The 25071-nt window shown below is 63.0% G+C and carries 24 protein-coding genes; 11 read left to right on the top strand and 13 right to left on the bottom strand.

Features of this window, described 5'->3' with window-relative positions; genetic code table 11:
• Positions 1-46: 46 nt before the first annotated feature.
• The 4 genes from mbfA to KMZ29_RS24530 all read right to left on the bottom strand — a co-directional run bounded on the left by mbfA (position 47) and on the right by KMZ29_RS24530 (position 5291).
• On the bottom strand, positions 47-1018 hold the full coding sequence (mbfA, locus tag KMZ29_RS24545; RefSeq protein WP_215621594.1) for an iron exporter MbfA: 972 nt from the start codon (positions 1016-1018) through the stop codon (positions 47-49).
• A 69-nt stretch (positions 1019-1087) separates the two neighbouring features.
• Positions 1088-2248: an alpha/beta hydrolase gene (locus KMZ29_RS24540; RefSeq protein ID WP_215621593.1), complete on the bottom strand. Its 1161-nt coding sequence runs from the start codon at positions 2246-2248 to the stop codon at positions 1088-1090.
• Positions 2249-2417: 169 nt separating this feature from the next.
• Complete coding sequence (locus tag KMZ29_RS24535) at positions 2418-3962, bottom strand: acyl-CoA synthetase (protein ID WP_215621592.1); 1545 nt, start codon at positions 3960-3962, stop codon at positions 2418-2420.
• A 156-nt stretch (positions 3963-4118) separates the two neighbouring features.
• On the bottom strand, positions 4119-5291 hold the full coding sequence (locus tag KMZ29_RS24530) for an acetyl-CoA C-acetyltransferase (RefSeq protein ID WP_215621591.1): 1173 nt from the start codon (positions 5289-5291) through the stop codon (positions 4119-4121).
• Positions 5292-5437: 146 nt separating this feature from the next.
• Between KMZ29_RS24530 and KMZ29_RS24525 the strand changes: the two genes are divergently transcribed.
• The 8 genes from KMZ29_RS24525 to KMZ29_RS24490 all read left to right on the top strand — a co-directional run bounded on the left by KMZ29_RS24525 (position 5438) and on the right by KMZ29_RS24490 (position 14564).
• The gene (locus KMZ29_RS24525) at positions 5438-6112 is read left to right on the top strand and encodes a TetR family transcriptional regulator (RefSeq protein ID WP_215621590.1); all 675 of its coding nucleotides are present in this window, start codon (positions 5438-5440) and stop codon (positions 6110-6112) included.
• 73 nt (positions 6113-6185) lie between these two features.
• Entirely contained in the window at positions 6186-6944 is a 759-nt protein-coding gene (locus KMZ29_RS24520; RefSeq protein ID WP_215603788.1) for an SDR family NAD(P)-dependent oxidoreductase, read from the top strand.
• A 148-nt stretch (positions 6945-7092) separates the two neighbouring features.
• The gene (locus tag KMZ29_RS24515) at positions 7093-7899 is read left to right on the top strand and encodes an enoyl-CoA hydratase/isomerase family protein (protein ID WP_215621589.1); all 807 of its coding nucleotides are present in this window, start codon (positions 7093-7095) and stop codon (positions 7897-7899) included.
• A gap of 39 nt (positions 7900-7938) precedes the next feature.
• Positions 7939-9813: an AMP-binding protein gene (locus KMZ29_RS24510; RefSeq protein WP_215621588.1), complete on the top strand. Its 1875-nt coding sequence runs from the start codon at positions 7939-7941 to the stop codon at positions 9811-9813.
• A gap of 141 nt (positions 9814-9954) precedes the next feature.
• The gene (locus KMZ29_RS24505; RefSeq protein ID WP_215621587.1) at positions 9955-11082 is read left to right on the top strand and encodes an acyl-CoA dehydrogenase family protein; all 1128 of its coding nucleotides are present in this window, start codon (positions 9955-9957) and stop codon (positions 11080-11082) included.
• Positions 11083-11218: 136 nt separating this feature from the next.
• Positions 11219-12466 carry an acyl-CoA dehydrogenase gene (locus KMZ29_RS24500; protein ID WP_215621586.1) on the top strand — a complete coding sequence of 416 codons (1248 nt, stop codon included), beginning with the start codon at positions 11219-11221 and terminating at the stop codon, positions 12464-12466.
• Between the two features lie 128 nt (positions 12467-12594).
• Positions 12595-13839, top strand: coding sequence for an acyl-CoA dehydrogenase (locus KMZ29_RS24495; RefSeq protein WP_215621585.1), 1245 nt, complete (start codon positions 12595-12597; stop codon positions 13837-13839).
• 2 nt (positions 13840-13841) lie between these two features.
• Entirely contained in the window at positions 13842-14564 is a 723-nt protein-coding gene (locus KMZ29_RS24490; protein ID WP_215621584.1) for a nitroreductase, read from the top strand.
• Between the two features lie 3 nt (positions 14565-14567).
• Here the strand turns inward: KMZ29_RS24490 and KMZ29_RS24485 are convergent, their stop codons facing one another.
• The 7 genes from KMZ29_RS24485 to KMZ29_RS24455 form a co-directional block, all read right to left on the bottom strand.
• Positions 14568-15767 (bottom strand): APC family permease, encoded by a 1200-nt coding sequence (locus KMZ29_RS24485; RefSeq protein WP_249779782.1) that lies wholly within the window; start codon positions 15765-15767, stop codon positions 14568-14570.
• Positions 15768-15797: 30 nt separating this feature from the next.
• On the bottom strand, positions 15798-16631 hold the full coding sequence (locus KMZ29_RS24480; RefSeq protein ID WP_215621582.1) for a universal stress protein: 834 nt from the start codon (positions 16629-16631) through the stop codon (positions 15798-15800).
• Positions 16632-16735: 104 nt separating this feature from the next.
• A complete protein-coding gene (locus tag KMZ29_RS24475) occupies positions 16736-16882 on the bottom strand; it encodes a hypothetical protein (RefSeq protein WP_215621581.1) in 147 nt (48 codons plus the stop codon).
• Positions 16883-17166: 284 nt separating this feature from the next.
• A complete protein-coding gene (locus KMZ29_RS24470; protein WP_215624400.1) occupies positions 17167-17850 on the bottom strand; it encodes an acyl-homoserine-lactone synthase in 684 nt (227 codons plus the stop codon).
• Positions 17851-17932: 82 nt separating this feature from the next.
• The gene (locus tag KMZ29_RS24465; protein ID WP_215621580.1) at positions 17933-18667 is read right to left on the bottom strand and encodes a LuxR family transcriptional regulator; all 735 of its coding nucleotides are present in this window, start codon (positions 18665-18667) and stop codon (positions 17933-17935) included.
• A gap of 171 nt (positions 18668-18838) precedes the next feature.
• On the bottom strand, positions 18839-19624 hold the full coding sequence (locus KMZ29_RS24460) for an enoyl-CoA hydratase/isomerase family protein (RefSeq protein WP_215621579.1): 786 nt from the start codon (positions 19622-19624) through the stop codon (positions 18839-18841).
• A gap of 32 nt (positions 19625-19656) precedes the next feature.
• Positions 19657-20769 (bottom strand): cyclic nucleotide-gated ion channel, encoded by a 1113-nt coding sequence (locus KMZ29_RS24455; RefSeq protein ID WP_215621578.1) that lies wholly within the window; start codon positions 20767-20769, stop codon positions 19657-19659.
• A gap of 417 nt (positions 20770-21186) precedes the next feature.
• On the opposite strand from KMZ29_RS24455, the gene KMZ29_RS24450 reads away from it, so the two are divergent.
• Both KMZ29_RS24450 and KMZ29_RS24445 read left to right on the top strand, forming a co-directional pair.
• Positions 21187-22731, top strand: a complete 1545-nt coding sequence (locus tag KMZ29_RS24450) for a type I restriction-modification system subunit M (RefSeq protein ID WP_215621577.1) — start codon at positions 21187-21189, stop codon at positions 22729-22731.
• Entirely contained in the window at positions 22728-23927 is a 1200-nt protein-coding gene (locus KMZ29_RS24445; protein WP_215621576.1) for a restriction endonuclease subunit S, read from the top strand. The genes KMZ29_RS24450 and KMZ29_RS24445 overlap by 4 nt, the downstream gene beginning before the upstream one ends.
• A gap of 61 nt (positions 23928-23988) precedes the next feature.
• Here the strand turns inward: KMZ29_RS24445 and KMZ29_RS24440 are convergent, their stop codons facing one another.
• Together KMZ29_RS24440 and KMZ29_RS24435 are read right to left on the bottom strand one after the other, a co-directional pair.
• Positions 23989-24297: a HigA family addiction module antitoxin gene (locus KMZ29_RS24440; protein WP_215621575.1), complete on the bottom strand. Its 309-nt coding sequence runs from the start codon at positions 24295-24297 to the stop codon at positions 23989-23991.
• Positions 24298-24305: 8 nt separating this feature from the next.
• Positions 24306-24602 carry a type II toxin-antitoxin system RelE/ParE family toxin gene (locus KMZ29_RS24435; RefSeq protein ID WP_215621574.1) on the bottom strand — a complete coding sequence of 99 codons (297 nt, stop codon included), beginning with the start codon at positions 24600-24602 and terminating at the stop codon, positions 24306-24308.
• Positions 24603-24725: 123 nt separating this feature from the next.
• On the opposite strand from KMZ29_RS24435, the gene KMZ29_RS24430 reads away from it, so the two are divergent.
• On the top strand, positions 24726-25061 hold the full coding sequence (locus KMZ29_RS24430; protein ID WP_369810047.1) for a transcriptional regulator: 336 nt from the start codon (positions 24726-24728) through the stop codon (positions 25059-25061).
• The last annotated feature ends 10 nt before the right edge of the window (positions 25062-25071 follow it).

Here is a 25071-nt window from a genome sequence, read left to right as displayed (position 1 = left end):
GCCGCTGCGCTTGACCGGAATTGCTGCTGCAATCTGCGCAGGTCTGCTACGCCCCGCCGATCAGAATGCCCACAGCGAGCACGATGGCGCCGCCGAGCACGATCTGGAACGCCGCCTGCATGAACGGTGTGTCCATATAGCGCGCGCGAATATAGGCGATCGCCCACAATTCGAAGAATACCACGATGCCTGCGATCGCGGTGGCGATCCAGAATGCATTGGCCCAGCTGTCCGGCACCAGATAGGGCAGGGTATGGCCGAGGCCCCCCAGCGTCGTCATCAGGCCGCAGGTCACGCCGCGCAACCACGGCGAGCCGCGCCCGGTCAGCGAGCCGTCGTCGGACAGGGCTTCGGCAAAGCCCATGCTGATGCCGGCGCCGATCGAGGCGGCAAGTCCCACCAGGAATGTCTGCCAGTTGTTATGCGTCGCGAATGCCGCCGCGAACAGCGGCGCCAGCGTCGAGACCGATCCATCCATCAATCCGGCGAGACCGGGTTGCACATATTGCAGTACGAATACGCGCCGGCGGGTTTTGTCCTCCTGTTCTCGAACGTCCGGGCTGAGGATCAGGTCGGTCAGCCTGGCCGCGACGTTTTCGTGGCTCTTTTCCGCTTCCGCGAGATCGCCGAGCAGCCTGCGGACGCCGACATCCTGGGTCTGCTCCGCGGCCTTGGCGTAGAACCGCTCGGCCTCGAACTCCATCGTCTCGGCTTCCTTGCGGATGGTGTCGAGCGACAGATTCTTGGTCAGCCAGACCGGACGGCGGCGCAGGAATCCCTTGACGTTTTCTCGTCGGATCGGCGGCAGGTTCTCGCCGAAACGCTTCTCGTACATTTCGAGCAGCATGTGGCGATGGCCTTTTTCCTCCTCGGCCATCTCCTCGAATATTTTCGCCGATTCCGGATAACGCTCCGCGAGGTCTTCCGCGAAGGTCATGTAGATGCGGCTGTCTTCCTCCTCCGCGGAGATCGCCACCGCCAAGATTTCGCGCTCGGTCAGGTCGGCGAAATTCTTCACAACGGCGCCTCTGGATAATTTAGAACCATTCTAAATCTTATAGAGGCGGGCGGTTGTCAGGTCAATTCATCACCGGTTCGCAGCCTCGCGCAGGAAGGCGAGCAGCAGCCGGCTTACCTCCGCCGGCTGTTCCTGCTGCACCCAGTGGCCGGCGCCGTCGACGAGGTGGCATCCGATCATCCGCGTGCAGGCCGTGGTCTGCATCGCCTCGAAGACGCCGGGGCGTTGATAGGTTCCCCAGTCCTGCTTGCCCGAGATGAAGCAGGAGGGCACGTCGATGGTCCGCCCCGACCAGGTCTGTAGTTCCGGAATGAATTCCCCCGAGGTGCCGCAGCGATACCACTGCAAGCCGCCCTGGAACCCGGTGCGGGCATATTCGGCGCTGTAGAAAGAAAGTTCGCGATCGGGCAGCCATTGGTTGGCGGCGATCGCCTCGGCAGACGGCATTTCTTCCGCGACGGTGGCGGCCATGTCCTTGGCGAGGTCCATCACGTAATAAGTCGGCAGCTTGGCTAGTTCGCTCGCGGTCCAGCCTTGCAGCGGATAGGGCGCGTTGGCTTTCCAGTCTGCACTCTTGTGATGATAATAGGCGCGCAGGAAATCATGCACGCCTTGCGGCGCGTGGTGCATGTCGGCGTTGGCTTCGCGCGTCGAGTAGTACCATTGATAATGTTTGCGCGGCCGCGGCAGCGCCGCGAGTTCGCGATGCACGGGATCTTCCGGCTTCGACGTCTGTGGCGCATCCGCGGTGTTGAAGGCGATCTGTGGCGGGCCTCCGAACGGCGCGCTCATCAGCGCGACCGACCGGAACACGTCGGGCCGCACCAGCGCGCACCAGGCGGCGACGGAGGAGCCGAAATCATGTCCGACCACGGCGTCGACATGGCGATAGCCGAACGCCGCTACCAGGCCCAGCGCGTCGCGCACCAGGTTGAGCAGCCGGAACGAAGCGAGGTCGCCGTCGTAGTCCGGATCCCAGCCGGTGGTGCGGCCATAGCCGCGCTGGTCCGGCGCGATCACGTGATAGCCGGCCGCCGCCAGGACAGGCATCACCTTGCGCCAGCTGAAGGCGAGTTCCGGAAAGCCGTGCAGCAGCAGCACGCACGGCCGGCCGCGTGTCTCGAAGCCAGCCTCCAGCACATGCATGCGCAGGCCGTTGATGTTTTCGACGTAGCGGGAGCGGATGGAAGAGGGGAGCGGGATGTCGGGGAGGGAGGTAGTGGTGGTCATGATCCGCGCTCTTTCCTCACGTCGTCCCGGTCAAGCGAAGCGCGAGCCGGGACCCATAACCACTAATGTATGTGTGGTGTAAAGCTGGAGCCGCAATCCCACTCACAGCTAACATCGGTGGTTATGGGTCCCGGCGTTCGCCGGGACGACGATAACGGGATCCGGTGCGCTACACCCGCACCACCGTCTTCGGCCAGTATTTGTCGCGCAAGTGCCGCTTGACCAGCTTGCCGGTCGGCGTTCGCGGCAACTCCGCCGCGAAGTCGATGCTCTTCGGGCATTTGATCGGCGACAGATGCTTGCGGCAGAATACGATCAGCTCCGCCTCGAGCTCCTTGCCGGCCTTCGCCATGTCGTGCGGCTGCACCACCGCCTTGACCTCTTCGCCCATCTCCTCGTTCGGCACGCCGAACACCGCGACGTCGGCGACGCCTGGGTGGGTGATCAGCACGTCCTCGGTCTCCTGCGGATAGATGTTCACGCCGCCGGAGATGATCATGTAGGACTTGCGGTCGGTGAGATAGAGATAGCCTTCCTCGTCGAGATAGCCGACGTCGCCGAGCGTCGACCAGCCCTTGGCGTTATAGGCGCGCTTGGTCTTCTCGGGATCGTTGTGATAGGTGAAAACCGGCGCGTCGGCGAAATATACCGTGCCTATCTGGCCGACCGGCACTTCCTGTTCGTTCTCGTCGAGGATCTTGATCTTGCCGACCACGGCGCGGCCGACGGTGCCGCGATGGGTCAGCCATTGCTGCGAGGTCGAGACCGTGACGCCGTTGCCTTCGGAGCCGGCGTAATACTCGATCAGGATCGGTCCCCACCACTCGATCATCTTGGCCTTGACGTCGATCGGGCAGGGCGCGGCGGCATGGATCGCGCCCTTCAGCGAGGAGACGTCGTAGCGCTGGCGCACTTCGTCCGGCAGCTTCAGCATCCGCACGAACATGGTCGGCACCAGCTGCGACTGGGTGATCTTGTATTTCCCGACCAGCTTGAGGAATTCCTCGGCGTCGAAGGATTCCATGATGATCGAGGTGCCGCCCAGCGTGATCGCCATCATGTTGAAACGCAAGGGAGCGGCGTGATAGAGCGGCGCCGGCGACAGGTAAATGCTGTCGGAATTCATCCCGCACATGTCGGCACAGAGAATCTTCAGGAACGGATTCGGCAGATCGATCGGGTTGTGTTCTGATTCGCGCTTGATGCCCTTGGGCCGGCCGGTGGTGCCCGACGAATACAGCATGTCGTAGCCGGCGACCTGGTCCGCAATCGGCGTGGTCGGCTGCGCCGACGCTTCCTTGTCCCAGGAGCGGAAGCCGGGCAGCGGCTCGTCGAGCATGTAGAACACGGGCTCGCCGGGCGCGCCCTGCACCAGCCCCTTGATCTGCTCGGCGCATTTCGGCGAGGTGATGACGACCTTGGCGCCGCAATCCCCGATGATGTAGGCGATCTCGTCCTGGGTCAGGTAGCGGCTGATCGCGGTGTAATACAGCCCGCTGCGCTGCGCCGCCCAGCAGATCTCCATGAACGCCAGCCGGTTTTCGATCAGGAACGCGATGTGATCGCCTTCCTTCAGCCCGAGCGAGCGGAACAGCTGCGCTCCCTGGTTCGACAGCTCATCGAGCTCGCGATAGGTGATCGCCTTGCCGGTGCCGGCCATCTGATAGGCAATCTTGTTCGGCTGGGTCCGCGCGTAAATCGACGGATGGGTCATTTTGGATACCTCAAAGAACGCGAATGGCGAGTAGCGAATGGCGAATAGAAAGGGCGAATGGCGAATGGGGAGTGGCGAATGGAAAAGCGAACACGGTAGTCGCCTCTTCACCATTCGCTATTCGCCACTCGCCATTCGCCCCATCGTTCGCTTTTCTTACAGCCGCTCCACGATCGTCACATTCGCCATGCCGCCGCCTTCGCACATGGTCTGCAGGCCGTAGCGCTTGTTGCGCTGCTTGAGTGCGTTGATCAGCGTGGTCATCAGCTTGGTGCCGGAGCCGCCGAGCGGGTGGCCGAGCGCGATGGCGCCGCCGTTGACGTTGAGCCGCGCCGGATCCGCGCCTGATGTCTTCAGCCACGCCGTCGGCACCGAGGCAAAGGCCTCGTTGACCTCGAACAGGTCGATGTCGTCGATCGACATGCCGGCCTTCTTCAGCGCGCGCTCGGTAGCGTGCAGCGGTGCATCCAGCATGATCACGGGATCGCCGCCCATCATGGTCATGTGATGAACCCGCGCCAGCGGCTTGACGCCGAGCGACTTCAGGCCCCTTTCGTTGACGACCATCATGCCGGATGCGCCGTCGCAGATCTGGCTGGAGCTGGCGGCGGTGAGCTTGCCGTTCTCGGCGATCAGCTTGACGCCCCTGATGCCCTCGAGGGTGGCGTCGAAGCGGATACCTTCATCGATGTGGTGGGTGTCGGTCGAACCGTCCGCGCGGGTAATCTGCAGCGGAATGATTTCGTCCTTGAAGCTGCCGGCCTGGGTCGCGGCGATGGCGCGCTGGTGGCTTTCAAAGGAGAATTTATCGAGATCGTCTTTGGAGAGGCCGTATTTCTCCGCCATCATTTCCGCGCCGGTGAATTGGCTGAACACGATGTTCGGATATTTCTTCTCGATGCCAGGGCTCTTGGAGGTGCCGAAACCGTTCTTGGCCGGCAATTGCGACGACAGGCCCATCGGCACCCGGGTCATCGATTCCACGCCGGCGGCGATCACGATGTCCATGGTGCCGGACATCACCGCCTGCGCCGCGAAATGCAGCGCCTGCTGCGACGAGCCGCACTGGCGGTCGACCGAAGTGCCGGGCACGCTTTCCGGCAGCTTCGAAGCCAGGATGGCGTTGCGCGCCATGTTGTTGGACTGTTCGCCGACCTGCATGACGCAGCCCATGATCACGTCTTCGATCTGGTCGGGCGCCGCACCCGAACGCTCGACCAGCGAATTCAGCACGGACGCGGCGAGATCGGCCGGATGCCAGCCGGCGAGGCGTCCCCCCTTGCGGCCGCCTGCGGTGCGTGCGGCGGCGACGATATATGCCTCGGCCATGACTGTTCTCCCTGATTGTTTTGGATGGGGGTTTGAAAGATGGCCGGATTTAAGAGAGGCAGGGGGATTTAGTCAATCAATCAATTAACTCTTGAGGTGGACCCCATCATCGGGTTATCTGCGCCCGGATTTCCCGGCAGCAGGTGATGGGATCAGAGTTGAATACCAGCGTACCGGCCCGGCTCCCGGGTGGCAGAAACTCAACGGCGGAAAAGCTCCTCGTCGCGGCGAGCGAGTTGATGATCGAGCGCTCCTCGATCGATGTGTCGCTGAGCGACATCGCGCAGAAATCCGGCGTCAACGCCGCGCTGGTCAAATATCACTTCGGCAACAAGGACGGCCTGCTGCTGGCGCTGTTGGCGCGCGATGCCGCAACCGAGGTGGCGAACCTCGAATATCTGCTGGCGCAGCCGATCACGCCGACCGCGAAACTGAAGCTGCACATCGCCGGCATCATCGGGGCGTATCACCAGTTTCCCTATATGAACCGGCTGATCCATTACTTGCTGCATGAGAGCAGCGTGGAAGCCGCCGACGAAGTCTCGAAATTTTTCGTCGCGCCGCTGCTGGGATTCCATCGCCGGCTGCTGGCGGAAGGCATCAAGGCCGGCGAGTTCCGCGATATCGATCCGGTGCTGTTCTACACCAGCCTGATCGGCGCCTGCGACCATCTGTTTTTCGGACGCCACGCGATGTCGCGCGCGACCGGCGTCGGGCCGGTCACTGACGAAGTCTGCCGCCAATATATCGGGCACATGGAAGCGCTGATTTGCGGGGGCATGCTGGAAGAAAAGAAGGGGCGAATGGCGAGTAGCGAATAGATTTTCTTTCTTCCATTCGCTATTCGCCATTCGCCCACTACAGAAGAAACGCCCAAGGAAAGGTCTCTCTATCATGCAGTTGCAAGACGTTGCCGTAATCATCACCGGCGGTGGCTCCGGCCTCGGCGCCGCCACCGCGCGAGCCATGGCGGCCAAAGGTGCGAAAATCGGTGTGCTCGACCAGAGCAAGGAAAATGCCGAGAAGGTCGCGGCCGAAGTGAAGGGCGTCGCCCTGCATGCCGACGTCACCGACGAGGAACAGGTCAAGGCCGCGCTCGCCAAGGCCGAAGCCGCCCACGGCATCGCCCGCGTGCTGATGAACTGCGCCGGCATCGGCGGCTCGCAGCGCATCGTCGGCAAGGACGGCGTCTATCCGCTGGCCAAGTTCGTCCGCGTCATCAATGTCAACCTGATCGGCACCTTCAACGTGCTGCGGCTGTTCTCCGAACGGCTGGCGACCGCGGCCCCGGTCGGCGAGGAGCGCGGCGTCATCATCAACACCGCGAGCGTCGCGGCCTATGAAGGCCAGATCGGCCAGATCGCCTATTCCGCATCGAAGGGCGGCGTGGTCGGTCTGACGCTGCCGGCGGCGCGCGATCTCGCCAGCCTCAAGATCCGCGTCAACACCATCGCGCCCGGCCTGTTCCTGACGCCGCTGCTGATGGGCCTGAACGAGGAAGCCCGCAAGAGCCTCGGCGCGCAGGTGCCGCATCCGGCCCGGCTCGGCGACGCCAGCGAATACGGCAACCTCGCGGTGCACATCGTCGAGAACCCGATGCTGAACGGCGAGACCATCCGTCTCGACGGCGCCATCCGCATGGCGCCGCGGTAGCAAACTCTGTCGTCGTCCCCGCGAACGCGGGGACCCATACTCCGCGGCGGTAATTGTTTCGGAAGGTCTCTGCCACCATGCCCAGATCGAAACGGCACGGCGTATGGGTCCCCGCGTTCGCGGGGGCGACGATGGTGCGGAGGTCAGCGTGACCCAACCGCTGCTGATCGAACACGATGACGGGGTCGACCGGGTGACGCTCAATCGTCCGGACAGCCTCAACGCGCTCAATCCCGAGATGATCGACGCGCTGAACGCCTATTTCGAGGGCCTGCAGCGCAACCGCACCACCCGCGTGGTGGTGCTCAAAGGTGCGGGCGCGTCGTTCTGCGCCGGGCTCGATCTCAAGCACGCGATGGCGCGCCGCGCCGGGCAGCAGGAGCCGCCCGGCGTCACCGAGTCGCTGGATTCGCAGCGCCGGATCGCCGACATCGTGATGCTGATGCGGCGCTGCCCGCAGCCGATCATCGCGCTGGTGCAGGGTTCCGCGGCCGGTGGCGGTTTTGCGCTGGCGCTCGCCGCCGACATCCGCATCGCCACCAGATCGGCGCGGATGAACTGCGCCTTCATCAAGCTCGGGTTGGGAGGCTGCGACATCGGCACCAGCTATTTCCTGCCGCGGCTGGTCGGGGTGTCGGTCGCCTCCGAACTCATCCTGACCGGACGCTTCATCCATGCCGAGCGCGCGCTGGCGGTCGGACTGGTCTCCGAAGTGGTCGAGGAAGGCGGGCTCGATGCTGCCGCCGTGCCTTATGTCGATGCGATGATGACGGCCTCGCCGGTCGGTTTGCGGCTGTCGAAGGAATGCCTAAACATGAGCGTCGATGCCGGCTCGATCGAGGCGGTGATTGCGATGGAAGACCGCAATCAGGTCTTGTGCAGCCGTTCGGAAGATTTCAACGAAGGCATCAGGGCCTTTCTGGAAAAGCGAAAGCCTGTCTATATCAGGCGCTAAGAAAAGCGGCCGCCAAGGCCAAATTCCGGGAGACGCAAAATGAGTGGGAATGCCGCCGCGGTGATGACCAAGCCAGGCTTTCGCAAGATCGAATGGCTGGAGCGCGACATCGCGGTCGAGCGGCGGCCCGATGGCATCATCATCCTGAAGTCTCGCATCCCGCTGAAGGCTTACGAGAAGCATATCCCGGCCTCGCTGGCGAAATGGGCGAGCGAAGCGCCCGAGCGAACCTGGCTGGCGCAGCGCGGCGGCGCCGACCGGCAGTGGCGCAGGCTGTCCTATGGCGAAGCCAAGCGCACGGTGGATGGGTTGACGCAGGGACTGCTCGATCTGAAGCTTGAGCCCGGCAGCCCGGTCGCGATCCTGTCAGGCAATTCGATCGAGCATGCGCTGATGACGATGGCCGCGATGCAGGCGCGGTTTCCGGCCGCCCCCGTGTCGCCGGCCTATTCGCTGATGAGCCACGATCACGTCAAACTGAAATATCTGTTCGACCTGATCAGGCCGAAGGTGGTGATGGTGCAGGACGGCCCGGCCTTCGAGAAGGCGCTCAACGCGCTCGATCTCGACGGCGTCACCGTCATCCATGTCGCGCGTCCCTGCGAAGGCATCAAGAGCGTCGCGTTCGCCGATCTCGCGGCGACGCCGGTGACCAGATCCGTCGCGGAGTCGATCGCGCAAATCACGCCGGATACGGTGGGAAAACTCCTGTTCACCTCGGGCTCCACCGGCATGCCCAAGGCCGTCATCAATACCCAACAGATGATGTGCGCCAACGCCGCGATGATGATGCAGGTGCGGCCGCGCGATCCGAACGCGCCGCTCGCCACCTATCTCGACTGGATGCCGTGGAACCACACCATGGGCGGCAATGCGCTGTTCAATCCGGTGCTGACCGAAGGCGGCACGCTCTACATCGACGACGGCCGGCCGATGCCGGGCATGATCGAGGAGACGCTGCGTAACCTGCGCGAGATCTCGCCGACCTATTACGCCAACGTGCCCGCGGGCTACGCCGCGCTTGCGGCTGCCATGGAGAAGGACGACGGGCTGTGCCGCAGCTTCTTCAAGAATCTCGGGCTTATGGCCTATGGCGGCGCGCGGCTGCCCGACGATCTCTATGACCGGATGCAGGCGCTGGCGGTGCGCGCCATCGGCGAGCGCCTCGTGTTCTACACCGGCTGGGGCTCGACCGAGACCGCGCCGACCTCGACCGGTACCTATTGGAACACCGAGCGCGTCGGCCTGATCGGGCTGCCGTTTCCCGGCGTCGAATTGAAGATGGTCCCGGTCGGCGCCAAATATGAATTGCGCCTGCGCGGCGTCAACGTCACGCCCGGCTATTTCCGCCGGCCCGATCTCACCGAGGCTGCGTTCGACGAGGAAGGCTTCTATTGCATCGGCGACGCCGGCGTGTTCGTCGATCCCAATGATCCGCTGCAGGGCATCATCTTCGCCGGCCGGGTGGTGGAGGACTTCAAGCTCACCACCGGCACCTTCGTCCATGTCGGCTCGCTGCGCACCGACGCCATCGCGGCCGCCACGCCCGTGGTGCAGGACGCGCTGGTCACCGGACAGGATCGCCCGTTCGTCGGATTATTGGCCTGGCCCAATCTGCAAGCCTGCCGGCAGATCACCGGCAACGCGGAAGCGAGCTTCGAGGACGTGGTCAGGCATCCCGAAGTGATCGCCTGCCTGAAGCGCGGTCTCGAAGCGCATAACAAGTCGACCGAAGGCGCCAGCAGCATGCGCGTGGCGCGCGCCATGCTGATGATCGAGCCGGCCTCGATCGACGGCAACGAACTCACCGACAAGGGCTACATCAATCAGCGCGCCGGGCTCGAGCGCCGCGCCGCGCTGGTGGAACGGCTCTATGCCGATCCGCCAGGAGAGGACGTCATCATTTTGAATTGAGGGAAGACATACTGCGACCATTCACCGTCATTCCGGACGGTCCGTCTTCGGACCGATCCGGAATCCAGAGGTTACTAGATCGAGATTCCGGGTTCGCGCTCCGCGCGCCCCGGAATGACAGCCAGTAGAAGGTAAACCAACATGAACTTCGATTTTTCCGACGAACAGAAGCAGATGCGCGATGAAGCGCGGAAATTCCTCGCCGAAAAGTGCCCGCCGAAAGCGGTGCGCACCGTGCTCGACGGCAAGGCCAGCTATGACAAGGATCTTTGGCAGGGCCTCGCCGAGATGGGCTTTCTCGGTGTCGCCATCCCCGAGGAATTCGGCGGCGCCGGCGCCGGCCATCTCGAGCTCTGCGTAATATCAGAAGAAATGGGCCGCGCGCTGGCGCCGGTGCCGTTTTCCTCGACCGTCTATCTCGCGGCCGAAGCCATCCTGATCGCCGGCAGCGATGCGCAAAAGAAGAAGTGGCTTCCCGCCATCGCCTCGGGTTCGGCGATCGGCACGCTGGCGCTGTTCGAAGGCAAGGGCAATCCGTCGCCCGAGGCGATCAATCTCTCGGCCGCCGGCGGCACCCTCAACGGCGTGAAGAAGCCGGTGCCCGACGGCGCGATCGCCGACTTCGCCATTGTCGCCGCCCGCACCGGCTCGACGGGGCGCGACAGCGATATCTCGCTGTTCCTGGTCGACATGAAGGCCGGCGGCGTCGAAGCCAAGGCGTTGACCAGCCTCGATCCGTCGCGGGGCCAGGCCGAACTCACTTTCAAGAACTGCAAGGCCGAGCCGCTCGGCGCTGCCGGTGAAGGCTGGAGCGTCCTGTCGCAGGTGCTCGACCGTGCCGCGGTGCTGATGGCGTTCGAACAGGTCGGCGGCGCCGACCGCGCGCTGGAAATGGGCCGCGACTATGCGCTCGATCGCATCGCCTTCGGCCGGCCGATCGGCTCGTTCCAGGCGGTGAAGCACATGCTCGCCGACATGTACGTCTCGGCGACGCTGGCGCGTTCGAATTGCTACTACGGCGCCTGGGCGCTCTCGACCAACGCGTCCGAACTGCCGGAGGCCGCCGCCGCCGCGCGCATCAGCGCGACGCAGGCGTTCCAGCATTGCGCCAAGAACAACATCCAGGTGCATGGCGGCATGGGCTTCACCTGGGAGTTCGACTGCCACATGTACTATCGCCGCGCCAACGCCACCGCGCTCGGGCTCGGCAGCCTGTCTTACTGGGAAGACGCGCTGATCGACCGCATGCGCAAGCGGAACGCGGCTTGAAACGTCATTCCGGGGCGCAGCGAAGCTGCGAACTATGATGTGCAATTGCACATCGAGAATCTCGAGATTGTAACTTCTGGATTCCGGATCGATCCGCGAGGCGGATCGTCCGGAATGACGAGCAAGGACAACGTCCATGAACTTCGACGACACCCCGCAGGAGGCCGCGTTCCGCGCCGAGGCCAAGGCCTGGATCGCCGCCAACGCGCCGAAGCAGTACGAGGAAGAGCTGCGCAAGTCCTCGCTGGGCCGCACCCAGCTCAAGGGCGCCAACATCCTCGAAGTGGCAAAGGCCTGGCAGAAGAAGAAGGCGGACGCCGGCTGGGCCTGCCTGCACTGGCCGAAGGAATATGGCGGGCGGGGTGCGTCGCCGATCGAGCGCGTGATCTGGCAGCAGGAAGAGGGCCCGTTCGGCAAACTCTCGGGCATGTTCATCATCGGCCACGGCATGTGCGGCCCGACCATGATGGCCTTTGCCGGCGAGGACCAGAAGCGCAAGTATTTGCCGCCGCTCGCCTCGGGCGAAAAGATCTGGTGCCAGTTGTTCTCCGAACCCGCCGGCGGTTCCGATGTCGCCGGCCTGCGCACGCGCGCGGAAAGGAAGGGCGACGACTGGATCATCAACGGCCAGAAGATCTGGACTTCGGGTGCGCACTACTCGGACTATGGCATCCTGCTGACGCGCACCGATCCCAACGTCGCCAAGCACAAGGGCCTCACCATGTTCTTCCTGGACATGAAGAGTCTCGGCGTCGAAGTGAAGCCGATCAAGCAGGCCAACGGCGCGTCCGACTTCAACGAGGTCTACTTCACCGACGTGAAAATTCCGGACAGCCAGCGGCTCGGCGCCGTCAATGACGGCTGGAACGTGTCGCTGACCACGCTGATGAACGAGCGCATGTCGATCGGCGCGGGCGTCTCGACCGGTTTTCCGGAACTGTTCGAGTTCTGCAACAGCCTGATGCTGGATGACTGCCCCGCGATCGAAGACCGCAATGTGCGCTCCAAACTCGCCAACTGGGCGGTGAAGGCGAGCGGGCTGAAATACACCAGCATGCGGGCGATCTCGGCGCTGTCGAAGGGCGAACGCCCGGGGCCGGAGAATTCGATCGGCAAGCTGGTCGCGGGTTCAATGATCCAGGATGTCGCGGCCTATGCGCTGGACCTGCAGGGTGCCGCCGGCGTGCTGAGCGGCCCCGAGGATGCCGAGGCAACCGGTAAATTCCAGGCCATGCTGCTGCGCGCGCCCGGCACCCGTGTCGAAGGCGGCACCGACGAGATCATGCGCAACATCATCGCCGAGCGCGTGCTCGGCCTGCCCGGCGACATCCGGGTCGACAAGGACGTGCCGTTCAACAAGATACCGACCAGGGGACGGGGATGAACGAGTCGTCATTCCGGGGCGCAGCGAAGCTGCGAACCCGGAATCCAGAGATTAGATATCATTGATCGAGATTCCGGGTTCGAGCGCTTCGCGCTCGCCCCGGAATGACAGGGAGAAGGAAACTCGCCATGAATTTCGATGACACCCCGCAGGAAGCCGCCTTCCGCACCGAGGCCCGCAAGTGGATCGCCGCCAATGCGCCGAAGCAGTACGAGGAGGAGCTTTCCAAATCCTCGCTCGGCCGCATCCGGCTGCAGAACGACGACATCGTCGAGGTCGGCAAGGCCTGGCAGAAGAAGAAAGCCGATGGCGGCTGGGCCTGCCTGCACTGGCCGAAGGAATATGGCGGCCGCGGCGCCACGCCGATCGAGAAGGTGATCTGGCAGCAGGAAGAGGGCGTCTACGGCAAGCTGACGCAGCCGTTCCAGATCGGCGAGGGCATGTGCGGCCCGACCGTGATGGCCTTCGGCAGCGAGGAGCACAAGCGCCACTATCTGCCGAAGCTCGCCTCCGGCGAACAGATCTGGTGCCAGCTGTTTTCGGAGCCAGCGGGTGGTTCCGACGTCGCCGGTCTGCGCACCCGCGCGGAGAAGAAGGGCGATAACTGGATCGTCAACGGCCAGAAGATCTGGACCTCCGGCGCGCATTACTCCGACTATGGCCTCCTGATCACGCGTACCGACCCCAATGTGCCGAAGCACAAGGGCCTGACCATGTTCTTCCTCGACATGAAGAGCAAAGGCGTCGAGGTGCGGCCGATCAAGCAGGCCAACGGCATGCAGGAGTTCAACGAAGTCTACTTCACCGACGTCGTCATTCCCGACAGCCAGCGTCTCGGCAATGTCGGGGACGGCTGGAACGTCTCGCTCACCACGCTGATGAACGAACGGATGTCGATCGGCGCGCGGCTGGCGACCGGATTCCCCGAGATGTTCGAATTCTGCTCCAACCTGATGACGGAGGACGGTCCCGCGATCGACGATCGCGCCACGCGCTCGAAGCTCGCGAGCTGGGCGGTGAAGGCGAGCGGGCTGAAATACACCAGCTATCGCGCGGTGTCGGCGCTCTCCAAGGGCGAGCGCCCGGGGCCGGAGAATTCGATCGGCAAGCTGGTCGCCGGCGTCATGCTGCAGGACATCGCGGCCTATGCCATGGACCTGCAGGGCGCGGCCGGCGCCCTCACCGGTGCGGCGGAAGAAGAAGCGGCGGGCCAGTTCCAGCAGATGCTGCTGGGCGCGCCCTCGATGCGCATCGCCGGCGGCACCGATGAAATTCTCCGCAACATCATCGCCGAGCGCGTGCTGGGACTCCCCGGCGATATCCGCGTCGACAAGGACGTGCCGTTCAACAAAATCCCGACCAAGGGGCGCTAGACATGGCAGATGCCGTTGCGAAGGCGCCAAAAGCGCATTATGCGGCCGAGGACCGCATCGGCGTGCTCGAGGAGCTCTTGAACGAGCGCTATTCGGTCCGCGCCTTCCTGCCGCAGCCGGTTCCCCGTGAGACCATCGAGCATGTGCTCACGGTGGCGCAACGGACGGCATCATGGTGCAACAGCCAGCCATGGCAGGTGCTGATCGCGAGCGGCGAAGCCAAGGAGCGGTTCCGCAAGCTGATCTACAAGGAAGCGGCTTCCGGCGCCGAGGACGGCCACGATTTTCCGCCGCCGCGGGAATATCTCGGCGTCTATCTGGAGCGGCGGCGCGAGAGCGGCTTCCAGCTTTACAACACGCTCGGCATCGCGCGTGGCGACAAGGCGGCCTATGCCAGGCAGGCGCTGGAGAACTACAATTTCTTCGGCGCGCCGCATGTCGCGATCGTCCATACCGACGAGCCGCTCGGGGTCTACGGCGCCGTCGATTGCGGCGCCTATGTCGGCAATTTCATGCTGGCCGCTCAGGCGCTCGGCCTCGGCACAATTCCGCAGGCGGCATTGGCTCGCCATTCCGGCTTGATCCGCAGCCACTTCAAGCTCGGCGACGACCGCCGGGTGGTCTGCGGCATTTCATTCGGCTATGCGGATCATGCCCACAAGGTCAACAGCTACCGGACTTCGCGCGCCAGCATCGCCGACACCGTCACCTTCGTCGACGAATAGCCGTCACGCCAGCAGCGCGTGCGCGATCATGGCGGCGCAGGTCGCAAGTCCGATCGCGGGCACCCAGGTCGGAACCGTGACATGGGGAACGAGCGACTCCGCGCCACGCCAGCGAAGCCACAACAGGGCAAGATTGACGACCGCAAATACCGCAAGCGTCGCCAGTGAAGTAAGTTCCGCCAGCGGCGTCAGCGGAACCAGCAATGCCAGTGGAACGATCGCCAGCACCACGAATGCGGTGGCGGGCAGCGGCGTGCGCGTGCGCGGGTTCACCCGGGCGAAAAAGGCGGGCAGGCTGCCTTCGCGCGCGAGGCCGTAGATTACCCGCGCCGCCATCGTCATTTGCGCCAGGATCGTGTTCAGCGTCGCCACGATGGCGATCGCGCTGATCGTCGCCGGGCTGACGCCGGCGACTTCGCGGAACACCAGGCTGAGCGGAGCGGTGGACAAGGCCAGCCGCTCGGTGGAAACCGCGCTGACAGCGATCGCGGCTACCAGCACGTACAGCACCGTCGAGATCAGGAGCGTCAGCACCATGGCGCGCGGAATGTCGCGGTGCGGCACCCGTGCTTCCTCCACGATGTTGGCGAGATCCTCGAAACCGATGAAGGCGAAGAAGGCGAGCAGCCCGCCGAAGGCAATGCCCGACAGCGCGGTGGCGGTCAGCGGCGGCAGGGTGGTGATTGCCGCGGCGAACGGCAGATCATTGGAGACCGCAGCCAGGATGACGATGAGCAATCCCCCGACCTCGATCAGGGTGAATACGCTCGCCAGCACGACGGATTCCAGAATGCCCCATGCAGCGACGCCGCCGAGCAGTGCCAGCACGGCCAGCGCGATCAGATATTGCGGCAGGGGAATGAATTGCTGGATGTAGCCGACCGAGCCGAGCGCAACGGCGGCCGAGGAAATCACGCCGATGGCGACCGATAGCAAACCGACCACCGTGGCGAAGGTCCGGGAATGGAAGGCCGCCATCACATAGGCCGCCTCGCCGGCGCTGACCGGAAAGCGGGTCGACAGTTCGGCGTAGGACGCCACCGTCAGCGCCATCACCGCCGCGGCAAGCACGAACGACCATGGCGCAAAAGTGCCGGCATGGCCGGCAACCTCGCCGATCAACACGTAGATGCCGGCGCCGACCGTGATGCCGGTGCCATAAAGTACCAGCAGCGTCAGACCCAGCCGGCGCCGTAGCGGCACCGGGCCCCCCGCCGCAGGATCGGGCGTCATTTAATGCGAGAACAGGATCGGCAGCGGCGGCTTCGACAACAGGCTCCGGGTCGCGCCGCCCAGCACGAACTCGCGCAGCCTCGTGTGTCCATACGCACCCATCACCAGCAAATCCGCAGCTTGCGACGAGGCGTAGGATTCGAGCACGGCGCCGATCGATTTGCCCTTGGCGTCGACCTTGTCCAGCACGACATTGATGCCGTGCCGGGCCAGGTTCTTGGCCACCTCTTCGTCGGAACGCTTGGTGTCGAGCGCCTTTTCATTGACAACCGTCACGATGCGCACCTGCTTCGCCAGTTCGAGCATCGGCAGGGCGTCGGAAATCGCCCGCGCCGCCGCGCGGCTGAAATCCCAGGCCACCGCCACCGTCCCGAGCTGGAACGGCCGGCGCTTCAGGCTTTCCGGCAGGATCAGGGTCGGCCTGCCCGATCCGAATATGATCGCTTCGGCGTACCATTGATCGGAAGCCGCGGGCATCGGCAGGATCGTCAGGTCGCGAAGCCGCGCATATTCCACCAGGATGTCCGGGACCTCCAGCGTGAGGCATTTCTCGAGGATCGTTTCATGCAGGATGCCGGCTTTCTGCGCGGCGGCATCGAACGCGGCCAGCAGGTCGTGGGCGTTCTTCCGGCTCTTGCCGGTTTCGGCCGCGATCATGCCGCTGACCATCGAGGCCGAGATGAAGTGCCCGGGCAACTGAACCCGGGTCTCGCAAGAAAGCGCCGCGAGATGCGCGCCGAGCGCCGCGGCGACCGAAACCGCATCCTCGACCGCCGAAACCGGCGTCGGGTCGGGGTAACTGTTGAGCGCGACAAGAATATCTTTGAACGCCATGCCTGTCTCCTATCGAGCCCCTAGTAGAGTGTGTCGGCGGGTGCGAGGGTTGATCTATCTCAATAGATCGATACCGCCTAAGCCCATCTGTGCGACATAACGGCTCAAGAAAGAAAGATCACGCACTGATTTTTTGGCGGATGCGGTTTGCGGGACGATGTGATGCCCGGCTCGACTTCGGCGCCGCGGATGCGGTTCACGTCCTCAACGGCGCGGGGTGACACGACAGCAATAGCGGCCGTCGTCGTCATCAGATTCGTCTTTATCATCATGGGCTTGGAGCAGTGCTATTGACAAAATCCGCTCCAGCATCTTGAGTTGCATATCGCGGGCGTCGTCAATGCAGGATTGCAGTCGTTCTATGATCCTGTCGAGCGAAGGTTCAGTCACAGCGTTAAATCCAATATGTCAGCAATGAATAGCATCCCGATGCCGCCTGAATCTGCAGCGTTGAAGAGCGACGAGGTGACGGTTTCCGGGCTTCGGTTGATGAAGAGTTTCCTGCAGTTGCGAAACAGCGCGCATCGTGAGGAGCTCATCGCGCTGGCGGAGCGGTTGATGGAGCAGGAATCGAAATTTCCGGCAGCGCCAGGCGATTGATTCCGGCCAGTCCGCGCCACGTCAGCGTCGGTCGCGTCAGGCCGATCTGGCTGCAAAGCGATTTCCACGTCGTGTCATCGCAATCGACCAGCACGGCCAGGACCGACATGCCGTCGATCATCTGCGGCAGACCGAGCGGATGCGCTTTCCAGCCGCAGCGCTCGAACCGGGGAAGCCACCACGACTCCAGCACGATGGTGAAACCGGTCAGCCCGACGCTGATGCCGTATTCCATGATCGCGGTCAGCAGCAGCATTTCCACACGTGGCCCGGCATGCTCTCCGCGCCGTTCCGGAATGACGAAGATCCGCGACAGCTCGTACACGTCGGATCGCCGGATCGGCTCGCGGATGTTGAGATACGGGAAGATGTCGCTCATCAGGGTCGGCGCCAGCGTCGGCAGCGCGCGCATGCCGCCGATCAACTGGCCGTTGTCGATGGCGAACAGATAGACCGCATCTTCGGTGTCGAACTGGTCGATCTCGCGGCCGTCCGGACGATCCAGCGCCATCCACTTGCGCTGCTTGACATAGATCTCGTGGCGCCACCGGAAATACGGGTCGAAGTATTCCTGATAGAGATGCCGGTTGTCTTTTCGGACGACGTGAATTTCGAGCATCTGGCTCACCGCTTGATCGGGATTCAATCAGGCGGTCAGCATGCCGATGAACTGGAATTGATCTACTGGAAGAACTCCCAGTTCAGAGCAGGATTTCCCGGTTGACAAGTGCCATCGCTACGGTGGCGGTTTTGTTTTTTGTCATCAATTTTCGCTGCGCTTCCTCGATATGCCAGCGCACGTTGCGCTCCGAAATGTGCAGGATCTGGCTGGTTTCCCAGGCGGTCTTTCCGCGCGCGGCCCAGCGCAGCACCTCGGCTTCGATGTCGGAGAGCCGCCGGCCGGAGGTGGCCGGGTTCGGCCTGGAAAGCGCCCGAAGCCTGCCATGGGTGAACACGCTCATCAGGTGAAGCGCGCTCTTGGTTTCCGGATCGAGAAAAGGACGTTCGCCCGCGATGCTGATGGCGCCGGTGGCGTCGTCGTAATGGATCGGGATGCAGAAACCTTCGTGAAATCGAAAATCGCGGGCACGCGTCATCACGCGGTGCGCGGGCCGATCGAACTCCGGATCGTAGGGCGCGTCCTTCCACTCGAACGGGTTCAGGGTGCGGAAACAATGCCGCGGAACGGGATCGACCGCGCTCAGGTTCTCGCGGTTGTACAATTCGAACCATTCCGCCGGCCAGCCGTTCGCAACCGTCAACTGCTTGAGCGACTGTCCCGATGTCGGAATCCCCGCCATGATGTAGGCGTGGAAGCCGAGCTTGGCGATCATTCGCTCGAACTGCGAAATGACGCTCGCGGTCGTCTTCGACGCTTCGATCGCGTCGACGAAATCCAGCGCCTGCCGTCCCCAATATGGTTCCACAGACTGCATTCAAGCCTCCCGCTCCACGGGTGAGGCTAAGCATCGAAAACCCCAAGTCAATCGCAAAACGCCGCGGCGGGGGGGCGTCATTCGGCTAACGGCGGCGCGCCGGGGGAAAATCGCACGCTTCGGTGCCTGCATCCGCCGGCGCGAGGCTGCATCCTTCGCAAGGCCGATCCGCTAGAATTTCGGCGGACGCTTTTCCGAAAACGCCCGGATGCCTTCCTTGATCTCGGCGCTGCGCATGCTCTCGCGGGCGCGTTGATCGGCGGCGTCTTCATCCAGCCTGCCATGGGCGAACTCGTTGATGGCGCGCTTCATGCCGCGCATCGCGACCGGCGCATTGCCGGCCAGCACCGTCGCCAGCCTGTCGACTTCCCGATCCAGCGCCTCGATCGGCGCCATCGCGGTGAGGTAGCCGATCCGCAGCATCTCCGCGGCGCCGATCTTCTCGGCGGTCAGGAACAGCTTCCTGGCGTTATCGGCGCCGAGCCGCGACACGTAGCGCTTGATGCCGCTCTTGTAATAATGCAATCCGAGCCTTGCCGCCGGCATGAACATCTCGCAGCTGTCGACGCCGATGCGGAAATCGCAGGCCAGCGCCAGATCGGTGGCGCCGCCATAGACGCCGCCGTTGAGCCGGCAGATCGTCGGCACGGCAATATCCTCCAGCCGGTTGACGACGACCTCGAAGGCCGATCCGGCGCTCTTCTGTTCGATGGCGCTGGTGGCCCGCGCGGCGACCGAGTTGAGATCGTAGCCGGCGCTGAAGGCGCGGCCGGTGCCGGTGAGCACCAGCACCCTGACGGCGGGATCGGCCTCGATCCGGTCGAACAGTTCCATCAGCGCGTCGAGGTCGTCGGGCTGCAGCCGGTTCAGATGCTTCGGGCGGTTGAGGCGGATGGTGGCGCGCGCGCCGTTGATCTCGAACAGCGGCGTGCTCGCCGTTTCGGCGGGTCCGGACATCGGCTTCTCCATTATTTTCAGCTTCTCTGTTATTATTTGTTTTCCAGCGCCCGCCGCTTCGCTTCGACGTCGATGGTCTCGGCGAGATCGGGATGCCGCGCCATCAGCATGCGGAAGTCGACGAGATCGAGCACAAGGAGCTTCGAGACCCGCGTGGTGGTGATATTGGCGGAACGCAGATTGCTGCCGAGCAGCGCCATCTCGCCGAAGAATGCGCCGGCGCCGAGCGTCACCTTCTTGCCCGGCAGATCGACCTCGACCTCGCCATCGGCGATGAAGTACATGCAGTCGCCGGCCTGGCCCTTGCGGATGATCATGGTGCGCGACGGCAGGTCCATGGTGCGCAGCATGTGGGTCACGTCGGCGATCGCGGACGGGCCGAGCGCGGCGAAGAACGGGACCTTGCTCACCGTCTCCCAGGTTTTAAGGAAATTGTCGCGGCGGGTCTCCGCGGCAAAGGCGGTGGCGAGGATGCCGGTCCAGAGCCCGAACACGCCGAGCCCGCAGATCATCACGAGGGCCGCGAGCACCCGTCCGAGCGGGGTGACCGGCACCACGTCGCCATATCCCACGGTGGTCAGGGTGACGACCGCCCACCACAAGGTCGCGGGCACGCTCCCGAAGGCGACCGGCTGGGCGTCGCGTTCCAGGAAGTGCACCGCGACCGAGGAAAGGAACAGCACCATCAGGAAAATTACCAGCACGCTCAGCAGCGGTCCGGATTCCAGCACCAGCACCCGGCGCAGTTGCCGCAAGCCGGGAATCCCAGGGACCAGCTTGAACATCCAGAACACGCCCAAGAGCCACCCCGATTGGGGATCCGCGCCAAGGGACAGGGCTAGCGGCACTGCCGCGGCGGAAACCGCGTCCACCAACCCGCGGCCGGATACCGCATAGGCCAGTCCGCGGTCTGCAAGAAAGGCGTGGCGAAGCCGCACCACCCATTCGAAGATGAAGAAGGACAGGCACGCCCACAGCACCGCGTCGACCCAGTGATGCGCCGCCTGGTAGGCCGGATCGACCGTCAGCAGAAGCATCATGCCGACGCCGGTCGCAACCGCGACATAGGCCGCCCTGGTCATGTTGCGGCCGGCCGTTGCGGCGACGAATTCCGCCAGCACTGGGGAAACAAGCGGCTTGGACATCGGGAGGCGGCGCCTGTCGGTGCGAAAAGAGCCTGATATGGCCATGCAGGGCATGGCCGGCCCACAAAGTGCCCGGGCGGGGGGAGGCCGTCAACGAGGCGCGGGAGACAGCGTTATCGGCCGGTATGCCGCCCCATCGGGGCATGACGCGGCAGTTTTGGGCGCGCAGGGGTTCGCACGGCGAATTTGGGTGAGGGGGGAGCCGCGGCGGGTCGGTCGGCGAAAAGTCGGTCGCTCAACCGTCATGGCCGGGCCATAGCCGTCCGAAGGGCGGCGTCGCTTCCGCTCGCCTATGCCCGGCCATCCACGTCTCTGCGTCCTTTACCTCCAATGAGAGGCGGATACGGTCGCCGGAATGCTTCGTCTTCCCCCAAACCTTTGCTATTGCAACTCCCGACACATCCAATCGAGGGCTGCATGCTGACCGGTGAACTTCGCTCCAAGATCGATGGCGTCTGGAACGCGTTCTGGGCGGGCGGCATCGCCAACCCGCTCGAGGTGATCGAGCAGATCACCTACCTGCTGTTCATGCGCGGGCTCGACGACGCGCATACGCTCGAAGAAAACAAGGCCAACCGTCTCAAGAAACCGCTCGAACGTCGCATCTTCCCAACGGGTAAGGACAAGATCGGCAAGGGCGGCGGCATCGCCTATGAGGAGATGCGCTGGTCGCGACTGAAGAACAAGGACCCGGCGACGATGTTCGAGATCGTCTCCGAACACGTCTTCCCGTTCCTGCGCAACATGGCCGAGGCCGACACCGCCCACGCCACCCACATGAAGGGCGCCCGCTTCACCATTCCGACCCCGGCGCTGCTCGCGAAGGTCGTCGATCTGCTCGCCGAAATCCCGATGGAGGATCGCGACACCAAGGGCGACCTCTACGAATACATGCTGTCGAAGATCGCCAGCGCCGGGCAGAACGGCCAATTCCGCACCCCGCGCCACATCATCGCGCTGATGGTCGAGATGATGGCGCCGGGGCCGAAGGACGTGATCTGCGATCCCGCCTGCGGCACCTGCGGCTTCCTGGTCGCGGCAGGCGAATATCTGCGGGAAAATCACCCGAAGCTGTTTCAGGAAAAGGCGTCGCGCCATCATTTCCACGAGGAGATGTTCCACGGCTTCGATTTCGACGGCACCATGCTGCGGATCGGCTCGATGAACATGACGCTGCACGGCGTCGACAACCCTGATATCCGTTACAAGGATTCGCTGGCGCAGGAACATGCCGGCGATTCCGACCGCTACAGCCTCGTGCTCGCCAATCCGCCATTCGCCGGCTCGCTCGATTACGAGACTACCGCGAAGGACCTGCTCGCGGTGGTCAAGACCAAGAAGACCGAACTTCTGTTCATGGCGCTGTTCCTCAAGCTGCTGAAACCCGGCGGCCGTGCTGCCGTGATCGTGCCGGATGGCGTGCTGTTCGGCTCCTCCACCGCGCATAAAGAAATCCGCCGCATGCTGGTGGAAGACCACCGGCTCGACGGCATCGTCAAGCTGCCCTCCGGCGTGTTTCGGCCCTACGCCGGCGTCTCCACCGCGATCGTGCTGTTCACCAAGACCAATTCCGGCGGCACCGATCAGGTCTGGTTCTACGACTGCCAGGCGGATGGGTTCTCGCTGGACGACAAGCGCAACCCGCTGCTGCCGGCGGAGAAAATCGGGCCGCGGGCGAAGCTCAGCGATGATGAGCACGCCAGGAACAACCTTCCCGACATCGCGGCGCGCTGGAAACAACGTGGCGGCACCGAACGCAAGCGCCCCCGCACCGCGCAAAGCTTCTGCGTGCCGAAGGCCGAGATCGCGGCGGCCGGTTATGACCTCTCGATTAACCACTACAAGGAAGTCGTCCACGATGCCACCGAGCACAGGCCGCCGAAGGAGATTATTACAGAATTAAAGGCGCTGGAGCGGGAGATTGCCGAGGGGTTGGATCAGTTGGAGGGGATGTTGGCTTGAATATCGAAGTAAACATGGGTCCCCGGCTTGATCGAACTTGTCCGTTAGGCGACCTGCTCGATTTCAGGAATGATATTGTGCATCCAGAGGACAATCCGACAGGGTCTTCTATCTTTGTGGGTTTGGAGCACATCGAGAGGGACACGGGTGTCCGAATTGGCTCGGAACGCATTAATTTAAATGAGATGACAGGTCGCCGTGCTCGCTTCCGCGCTGGCGATATCGTTTACGGATACCTTCGTCCGTATCTTAACAAAGTTTGGATCGCCGAATTTGACGGGATCTGCTCGGTCGATCAGTACGTATTCGTGGTTCGACCCGGAGTTGATCGTAACTATGTCGCTCGATTCCTCCGAAGCGCCGAGTTTCTTAAGACCGCGCCGATTAGATCAGCTCCGGGTCAACTGCCAAGAATTCGCTCCGGCGAAATTGCGGCAACGCCGATTCCACTCCCGCCCCTCGACGAGCAACGACGGATTGCGGCGGTTCTGGACAAGGCGGATGTGCTGAGGCGCAAGCGCAAACGCGCTCTAGGCCTGCTCAAAAAGCTTACTCAGTCGATTTTTGCAGAGATGTTTGGAGATGCCCTAAAGGAGAGCGCTTCCAATAAGAAAATCTCGTTAGGTGAAATATTCGACTTTAAGAATGGTGTGAATTTCTCGTCTGGCGATAGAGGGCGCGGTATGCCGGTCGTCGACGTTCTGAATATGTACACGGATGATATATTCGCATCTATTGGCAATTTATATCGGGTCGATCTGAATATACGAAATGACATGATCTTATCAGAGGGGGACCTTCTATTCGTAAGATCATCGGTGAAGAGGGAGGGTGTCGGATGGGCGTCGCTGTTTCCAGGCTCAAAAGAGCCTATGACGCATTGCGGTTTCATTATTCGTGCGCGACCTAGACTTCAGAAGGTTACTTTTCGACCACACTTTTTGGTTCACTATTTACGACTACCAGAAGTGAGGTCACGGCTGATTGCAAGTGCCGGTCAGGTGGCCATTACGAATATTAATCAGGAAAGGCTTGGCGGTATTGAAGTGCCCCAAGTCAGATTGCGTGAACAAGAGTTGTTCGAGCTTATCGCGAAGAAAATCGAGAAGCAGGTTGTGCTGCTTAAGAAACAAATGGCAGACACGGAGTTCCTTTTCTCCTCCCTTCAATCGCGCGCCTTCTCCGGCCAAGTCTAACCGGGCAGCCCATCTCTGACCTCGCGGGCTGAATTCCCGTCGTGCACGAGTCGGGCAGGCCTCACGCCGCATCCGTCAACGGTCGCGCCCGTTCAATACGTTTGCGCTCCCGCGGCGAATGCATCGCTTCCCACAAATCGGTCCGCCGCTGCACATTGAGCCAGAAATCCGGGCTGTTGCCGAACACGCGGGCGAGAATCAGCGCGGTCGCCGCGGTCACGTTGCGGCGATCGTTGCACAGCTCATTGACGTGCTTGCGCTGCACGCCCATGGCTTCGGCCAGCGCGCCTTGCGTCAGGCCGATCGGCTTCATGAATTCCTCGACCAGGATTTCGCCTGTTGTCGCCGGCTTGCGTTTCGTCATCAACATGGCTTGCCTCAATCGTAGCTGTGGTCGTCCAGATATAAATCTTTCGCCTCGCCCCGACTGCTGTCCCATCGAAACACCAGCCGCCATCGCTTATTGACGCGGATCGAGTGGAGGCCTTCGAGATTGCCCCGCAGCTTCTCGAAATGGTTGCTGGGCGGCGATCTCAGATCGCGGTCCGTTGTCGCATCGTCGATCATCTGGATCTTGCGGAACAGGCGATCTTCCAGATCGGACGGGATTTTCTTCGACCTGACGTCGTTGACGAAGAACTCCCGAAACCAGTCATCCCGGAAGCTAACGATCATGCCTCAACTCCAGATGAGGCAATGTACCACACTATGACCCACATCGCAAGTGCGAGGGGCGGGTGGTATCGCCCGGGGGTTGCGGTATGCTACCGCGATGAACCGCCGATCTGGATCGAAAAAGTGCAAGCAATGCTCCTGACGAGAAGCTTTCGCGAGACGGTGAGGGCGCGGGCGCGCCGCGACGTCAAATTCAGGCAGGCTTTGCTTGTCGAAGCCGTGCAGACGCTGCTTGACCGCAACGCGGAAGGAGGCCGCACGGCACTACGTTCCTGCATCAATGCCACCATCGGCCTCGAAAAACTCGGCAAAGCACTTGGCCGGTCGCCGAAAAGCCTGATGCGCATGTTCGGGCCATCGGGCAATCCCACGGCCGAGAACCTGCTCGGCGTCATCGGAATCCTGCAGGAGGAGGCGGGCGTTCGTCTGCAAGTCCGCGCGGTCGCCGACGCAGCCTGACCGGAAAAAC

It is taken from the genome of Bradyrhizobium sediminis, assembly GCF_018736085.1.
Taxonomy (GTDB): Bacteria; Pseudomonadota; Alphaproteobacteria; order Rhizobiales; family Xanthobacteraceae; genus Bradyrhizobium; species Bradyrhizobium sediminis.
Note: the sequence above shows the minus strand (reverse complement) of the source record. Positions and strands in the feature narration are given on the sequence as shown.